The organism is Kitasatospora sp. NPDC004799 (assembly GCF_040609095.1).
Classification (GTDB): Bacteria; Actinomycetota; Actinomycetes; order Streptomycetales; family Streptomycetaceae; genus Kitasatospora.
In genome coordinates this window covers 1-6923 of the sequence record NZ_JBEXJK010000418.1, presented here as the reverse complement: position 1 = coordinate 6923, position 6923 = coordinate 1, and the positions used below count along the sequence as shown (strand labels likewise).

Annotated in this window: 6 protein-coding genes; 5 read left to right on the top strand and 1 reads right to left on the bottom strand. The window is 75.1% G+C overall.

What is annotated here, in order from left to right:
* The 4 genes from ABZW03_RS34200 to ABZW03_RS34185 all read left to right on the top strand — a co-directional run.
* A partial coding sequence (locus tag ABZW03_RS34200) for a class I SAM-dependent methyltransferase (RefSeq protein WP_355267247.1) occupies nucleotides 1-625 on the top strand: 625 nt, incomplete at its 5' end.
* Nucleotides 626-803: 178 nt separating this feature from the next.
* On the top strand, nucleotides 804-2294 hold the full coding sequence (locus tag ABZW03_RS34195) for a Y4yA family PLP-dependent enzyme (protein ID WP_355267244.1): 1491 nt from the start codon (nucleotides 804-806) through the stop codon (nucleotides 2292-2294).
* Entirely contained in the window at nucleotides 2291-3625 is a 1335-nt protein-coding gene (locus tag ABZW03_RS34190) for a pyridoxal-phosphate dependent enzyme (RefSeq protein ID WP_355267241.1), read from the top strand. Before ABZW03_RS34195 ends, ABZW03_RS34190 begins: the two co-directional genes overlap by 4 nt.
* A gap of 12 nt (nucleotides 3626-3637) precedes the next feature.
* Nucleotides 3638-4840: an aminotransferase class V-fold PLP-dependent enzyme gene (locus ABZW03_RS34185; RefSeq protein ID WP_355267238.1), complete on the top strand. Its 1203-nt coding sequence runs from the start codon at nucleotides 3638-3640 to the stop codon at nucleotides 4838-4840.
* Between the two features lie 24 nt (nucleotides 4841-4864).
* Here ABZW03_RS34185 and ABZW03_RS34180 read toward each other — a convergent pair whose 3' ends face one another.
* Nucleotides 4865-5578, bottom strand: a complete 714-nt coding sequence (locus ABZW03_RS34180) for a BTAD domain-containing putative transcriptional regulator (protein WP_355267235.1) — start codon at nucleotides 5576-5578, stop codon at nucleotides 4865-4867.
* 570 nt (nucleotides 5579-6148) lie between these two features.
* On the opposite strand from ABZW03_RS34180, the gene ABZW03_RS34175 reads away from it, so the two are divergent.
* Nucleotides 6149-6923: S8 family serine peptidase (locus tag ABZW03_RS34175; RefSeq protein WP_355267232.1), on the top strand; the 775-nt coding region annotated here is incomplete at its 3' end.

Sequence of the window (6923 nt, the reverse complement as noted above, 5' to 3'; positions counted from 1 at the left end):
CCTCCAGGCCGACCTGGTCGACGCCGGGCTGGCCGTGCAGGAAACGGCGGAGGGAGGCCTCGGACGCCGCAACGCCGAGATCCTCGCGGTCGACATCGACCCGCTGCTGCTCGCCCTCGGCCGCGCCCGGCACCCCCGGGTCGCCCGCTGGGTCGAGACCCTGATCGGCCGTCCGGGCTGGGTCGAGGCGCTCGAACTCGACCGCCCGCTGGACGCCGTGATGTCCACCACCGCGCTGCACTACCCGCCGCCGGACGCGCTGCTCGGGATCTACCGCGACCTCGCGGGCGTGCTGCGCCCCGGCGGCGTCCTGGTCAACGGCGACCACCTGATCCCCGAGGACCGGCCGCTCGCCGAACTCGCCCTGGCCATCGGCCGCCGCCGCGCCCAGCGCCGGGGCACCACCGCCGCCGAGGACTGGTCCCAGTGGTGGGCCGCCGCCGGGCGGGTCCCCGAGTTCGCCGACCTGCTGACGGCCCGGGCCCGCCAGCTGCCCCCGACCGACGGCGCCGGCAACGGCCTGTCGGCGGCCCGGCACGCCGAACTGCTGCGGGAGGCCGGCTTCCGCCAGGCCGGACCGGTGTGGCAGTACGGCACCAGCTCCGTCCTGGTCGCCCTTCGCTGACACACCGTCAAGAGTCTTTCGGGAACGGAGAGTTCCGGACCGGCACAGTCGTTGCCATGGCGTGACACGAAGCGCCCTGTCGATCGCCCGGGGAAGCGGCTACCGTTTCCCTCGGTCGCCGACGGCCCTGCCGCACCACCCTCACGCCGACTTCTCACCGAGAGCTGGTTTTCTTCGCATGCGGCCCTCACCGCTGTATCTCGAACCACGGCTGGAGACCCCGCTCCGCTCCCTCCTGGAGGAACACGACCTCCTGCACACCCTGACGGACGCGCTCGGCTCCCCCCTCAACCTGCTCCTGCCCGAACAGATCGCGGACAACCTGGCCCGCTTCCAGGCCGTCTACCGCAAGCACCGCCTCACCGGCCGGATCCACTTCGCCCACAAGGCGAACCGTTCCAGCGCCCTCGTCCGCCGGCTCGCCGCCACCGACGCCGGGCTGGACGTCGCCTCGCTCGCCGAGCTCCAGCACGCGCTCGGGGCCGGCGTCCCGCCCGACCGGATCATCGCCACCGGCCCGAAGAACCGCGGGTACCTCTGGCTGGCGGCCCGCACCGGCGTCACCGTCCACCTGGACTCCCGGGCCGAACTCGACGACCTGGCCGACCTGGTGCGCAAGCACGCCCTGCCCCCGGTGCGCGCCCTGCCGCGGCTGTCCGGCTTCCGGGCGCCGGGCACCACGGTGCTCACCCGGCCGAGCCGGTTCGGCACCGACCTCGGCGAGCTGGACGAACTGCTCGACGCGCTCGAACGCCACCGGGACGCCGTCGAGACCACCGGCGTCGCCTACCACCTGGACACCACCGGCATCGCGGAGAAGGCCGTCGCGCTGGAGGCCTGCGTCACGGTGCTGAACGCGTGCCGGCGCCGCGGCCTGAACCCCCGCACCGTCGACATCGGCGGCGGGTTCGGGGTCAGCTACCTGGCCGACGCCGCCCAGTGGGAGCGGTACACCACCGAACTGGCCGACGCCGTCCTGGGCCGGCGCCCCGCGCTCACCTGGCAGGGCCACGGCTACGGGCTGCGCGGCGAGTCCGGCCGGCTGCGCGGCGCCCTCGGCCTCTACCCGGCGCACCGCCCGGTGGCCGCCGAGGCCTACCTGGACGAGCTGCTCTCGTACCCGGCGCCCACCCTCGGCCGGCCGCTCGGCACCCTGCTGCTGGAGAACCTGTACGACCTGGTGGTGGAGCCCGGCCGGGCGCTGGCCGACCAGTGCGGGGCGACCCTCGCCCGCGTCCTGGAGGTCCGGCGGACCCCGGCCGGCGAGCACCTGGTCCGGCTGGAGGCGAACGCCCGGGACGTCGGCCTGGAGGAGCACGGGGTGCTGATGGACCCGCTGCTGATCCCCCGGCCCGGTGCGCCCACCGCACCGGCCGCCCCGGACGGGGTCGGGGTGTACCTGATCGGCAACCTCTGCCTGGAGACCGACCTGATCACCCGCCGGACGGTCTTCCTGCCCCGCCTCCCCGCCCCCGGCGACCTGCTGGCCTTCGCCAACACGGCCGGGTACCTGATGGACTTCAGCGCCGGCCGGGCGCTGCGCCAGCCGGTGGCGCGCAAGGTCGCCGCGTACCGGCAGGACGGCGCCTGGCGGTGGCGCCTGGACGAGCAGTACTGGCCCGCCGACGTGACGGCGGGCGCGGAAGACCGGGGGAATGGACGGACATGAGGTACGACAGCATCACCGACGCGATCGGCAACACCCCGCTGGTCCGGATCGACCCGGCGGTCACCGGCCTGCGGCACATCGACCTGTACGCCAAGCTGGAGCTGCTCAACCCGTTCGGCTCGGTCAAGGACCGCGCCGCCTGGAACATGACCCGCGAGGCGCTGCCCGGCGCCGTCGAACGCGGCGACACCGTCGTCGAGCTGTCGAGCGGCAACACCGCCAAGGCGCTCGCGCTGATCGCCGGCATGCACGGCCTGCGGTTCAGGAGCGTCACCAACCGGATGAGGGTCCCCGAGATCAAGGACCTGCTCCTGCTGCTGGGCGCGGAGATCGAGGAACTGCCCGGCCGCACCGAGTGCCTCGACCCGACCGACACCGACGACCCGCTCACCCGCATCCACCGGATGCTCTCCGCGGCGGACTCCGGCTACCTGCACACCGACCAGTACTACAGCCGGCTCAACGTCGACGCCCACCTCACCGGCACCGGCCCCGAGATCGTCCGGGACCTCGACGGCCGCGCCCCGGACCACTTCGTCGCCTGCGTCGGCACCGCCGGCTCGTCCACCGGCGTGGCGGCCGTGCTGCGCGCCCACAACCCGGCCGTCGACGTGCACGGGCTGGTCGCGCACAAGTCCGACTTCATTCCGGGCATCCGCACCATCGACGAGGTGCACGAGGTCGGGCTGTTCGACCCGGCCACCTACGACACCATCGAGTCGGTGACCGCCGACCAGGCCATCGACGGCATGCTCACCCTGCTGCGCCGCTGCGGCCTGCCGGCCGGCCCCACCGGCGGCGCCGCCTTCTTCGGCGCGCTGCGCCACCTGCGCTCCGTGGACGCCGAGTCGGCGGAACGGGCGGCGGGCGAGCGGCGCACGGCGGTCTTCATCGTCTGCGACCGGGTGGAGAGCTACCTGAGCTACCTCCGCCGCCGCCGGCCCGAGCTGTTCAACCAGCCCGCCCGGCCCGACTCGGTGGCGACGGTGACACCCGAGGAGCTGGCCGCCGCCCGGACCATCGAGGTCGACGCCGCCCGCAAGTGGATCGCCGAGGAGCGGCCACTGGTGGTCGACCTGCGCGGCCCGCAGGCCTACGCGGCGCTGCACATCGAGGGCTCGATCAACATCGTCGACGAGCTCTTCGACGAACTCCTGTACGGCGGCCTGCCGTTCGGCACCCACCAGCCGGTGCTGCTGGCCTGCCCGGTCGGCGAGAAGTCCGTCCGGTACGCGGCGCTGCTGAGCCGGATGGGTCACCGGGACGCACGCAGCCTGGCCGGCGGCGTGATCGCCTGGCGCGACGCGGGCGCCCCGCTGGTCCGGGACTGAGCGGTGACGGCCATGACCACCCCCGACCGGATCATCGCCGAACTCCACGACTGGCACCGCGCGTTGCGCGCCCAGTTCCCCATCATCACCGGCAACCCGGACCAGGCGTACCTGGACAGCGCGGCCACCTCGCAGAAGCCCCGGGCGGTGCTCGACGCCGTCCAGCGCTACCTGACCACCGCCAACGCCAACGCCGGCCGCGGCACCTACACCTGGGCCAACGCCACCACCGCGCTGGTCGACCGCACCCGCGCCCGGGTCGCCCGCTTCCTCGGCGACCCGGCCCCGCAGGAGCGCTCCGGCGTGCACTTCGTCAGCGGCGCCACCGAGGGGCTGCGCGCGGTGGCGCTGGACTGGCTGCCCCGCCACCTGCGGGACGGCGACGAGATCGTCGTGCCGTTCGCCGACCACCAGGCCAACGCGCTGCCCTGGCTGGAGGCCCAGCGGCTGCTGGCCCGTCAGGGCACGCACGTCACGGTGCGCGAGCTGCCGTACGACCCGGCCTCGCACGACTACGACCACCGCGCGCTGACCCGACTCGTCACCCCGCGCACGGCGTTCGTCGCCGCCACCCACGTGCACCACGTGTACGGCGGCGACATGAACGTCCACCGCATCCGGGCCGCGGTCGGACCGGACGTGCCGATCTGCCTGGACGCCGCGCAGAGCGTCGGCCACCTGCCGGTGGACGTCGGCGCGCTGGACGTCGACTTCGTGGTCTTCTCCGGGCACAAGGCGATGGCCCTGCCCGGCACCGGAGCGGTGTGGGCCCGCAACACCCGGGGCCCGGCCTTCGCGCCCGGCGGCTGGGCCGGCACGCCCAACACCAGCGGGATCGCCGGACTGGAGGCCGCCCTCGACTGGCTCGACGCCGCCGGGCCGGACCGGATCCAGCGCTGGAACACCGCCCTCGCCGCCCGGCTCACCGACGGGCTGCGCGGGCTGGCCCGGTACGAGGTGCTCGGCTGCCAACGGAGCCTGGCCGCCGACTCCGAGGTCCAGCGGCGCGAGGGCATCGTCACCTTCCGGCACGAGGGGATCGGCTCCAACGACCTGGGGTTCGTCCTGGCCAGCCACGGCCTGATGGTGCGGGCCGACGGCCATTGCCAGGGGCGCGCCGGGGAGAGCGAGAGCTCGGTGCGGGTGAGCCTGCACGTCTACAACGGCCCGGAGGAGGTCGACCGGCTGCTCACCGTCCTGGCCGGGCTGCGGTAGAGCCCTGTCCCCGCGTCACATCCGTCACATCCGCAGGAGGTTCCGCACCAGCCCGGTCATCTTCGGCGAGGGGGCGACATTGAGCTCCCGCTGCAGGAACGAGCGGTAGTGCTGGTAGGAGCGCAGCGCGCTGGCGAGGTTGCCCTCGGCGAGATGCACCTCGACCACGATCCGGTGGGCCGTCTCCCGGACGGGGTCGATGGCGATCGCCGCCAGCGCGGTCTGCAGCGCCGACAGGTAGCGCTCCGCGTCGCAGAGTTGGTGGGCCAGCCCCTCCAGGGCGTACAGCCGCAGCTGGTCCCACCGCTCGCGTTCCAGGGTCAGCCACTCCTCCTCCCAGCCCGGGAGCAGTTCGGCGGCGAGGTCGTCCACGAGTTCGTCGCAGCTGGCCGGCAGCCGGTCGAGCCCGGCCACCACCTGTTCCGCGGCGCGGCGCGCGGCGCGCAGGTCCACCCGGACCACCGGGGCGAGGCGCAGCCACTGGCCCGGGCTCTCGATCGGGATGGCCCGGGCGCGCCGCCGCGCGTGGTAGAGGGCGGTGCGCAGGTTCGCGGCCGCGCGGTACTGGGTGCAGTCCGGCCAGAGCCGTTCGGCGACCGCGCCGCGCTGGACACCGCCCTCGTGCAGGGCGAGGAAGGCCAGCAGGTGCTCTGAACTCACCGGGAGGGAGACACAGCGTCCCGCGTCGGTGGCCTCGAAGCCCCGCAGCAGTTCGATGCGCGGTCCGTCCCACAACACACCCCCACTCTGCCGCGACGGGCCGTCGCCCGCACCCGATCGGGCGAGCCCCGGGTGCGGCCGGCGCCTGTCACCGCCGTGTCCGTCCGGCCCCGGACCGCCGTCACGCGGATGCCGCAACGGCGTTGCGGCGGCGTCCCGGCGGCGCCGCAACCGCGTCACCGCCACCGTCGCCGAGCGTCACCGCCGCGCCCCGCCGCCGGGCGCCCGACACTCCAATGGGCCGCCCCCGAACGGGTGTTGGAGCAGGGCCCGGTTCCGCGCCGGAACCGGCGCGACCGGCGGCCCGGCCGGCGGTCACCGCCTGTGCATCCACCGGTCCGTGGCGCGGACGACGGCCGGCGCGGTGGCGCCACGCGGACGCGACGCGTCCGCGACGCCGTCCGGCCACCGCTCGCGACGGCCCCCGGCACATCCGCGCGACGGCCGGCCCGTTGACTGGCAGCACCTGCTGCGAGGTCTCGGCGGCAGGGCGACCGGCGACCGCGCCCACCGCGGTGCGACCGTCCGGCCGCGGCACGGCACCACACCGGCCGTGCCCCCTCCCGACCCCGAGAAGGGCGATGCCGCATGAAGGCCAGATCGGTGCTGCACGACGTCCCCGCCCCCGAGGACGCGCTCCTCGGCGACCCGGCCGTCTGCATCGCCGTCCTGGACGGTCCCGTCGACCTGTCGCACCCCTGCTTCGACGGCGCGGACCTCACCCGGCTGGACACGCTCGTCGCCGAACCGGCCGGCGACGGCCCGATGTCACTGCACGGCACTCATGTCGCGAGCCTGCTCTTCGGCCGGCCCGACGGCCCGCTCGCCGGGATCGCCCCGCACTGCCGCGGACTGGTCCTGCCGGTCTTCACGGACGCGGGCGAGGGCCGGGTGCCCCAACTCGACCTGGCCCGGGCCGTCGAGCGCGCCGTGCAGGAGGGGGCGCACGTCATCAACATCAGCGGCGGCGAACTCGGCCAGGACCAGCCGGACCCGATGCTGGAGCGGGCGCTGCAGCTGTGCGACCGGAGCGGGGTCCTGGTGGTCGCGGCGGTCGGCAACGACGGCTGCGACTGCGTCCAGGTGCCGGCCGCCGTCCCGACGGTGCTCGCCGTCGGCGCGGCCGGCCCCGACGGCGAGCCGCTGGACATCAGCAACTGGGGCTCCGCGTACGCCGGTCACGGCCTGCTCGCCCCCGGGAGCGGGGTCGAGGGGGCCGCGCCGGGCGGCGGGAGCGCGGCCCTGACCGGCAGCAGCTTCGCCACCCCGCTGGTGTCCGGGGTCGCCGCCCTGCTGGTCGGCGCGCAGCTCCGGGCCGGGCAGCGGCCCGACCCGCCGGCGGCCGGCCGGGCCCTGCTGCAGG

Coding starts and splice junctions, on each gene's coding strand:
- ABZW03_RS34185 (WP_355267238.1), top strand. CDS start 3,638: ATGACCACCCCCGACCGGATCATCGCCGAACTCCACGACTGGCACCGC.
- ABZW03_RS34195 (WP_355267244.1), top strand. CDS start 804: ATGCGGCCCTCACCGCTGTATCTCGAACCACGGCTGGAGACCCCGCTC.
- ABZW03_RS34190 (WP_355267241.1), top strand. CDS start 2,291: ATGAGGTACGACAGCATCACCGACGCGATCGGCAACACCCCGCTGGTC.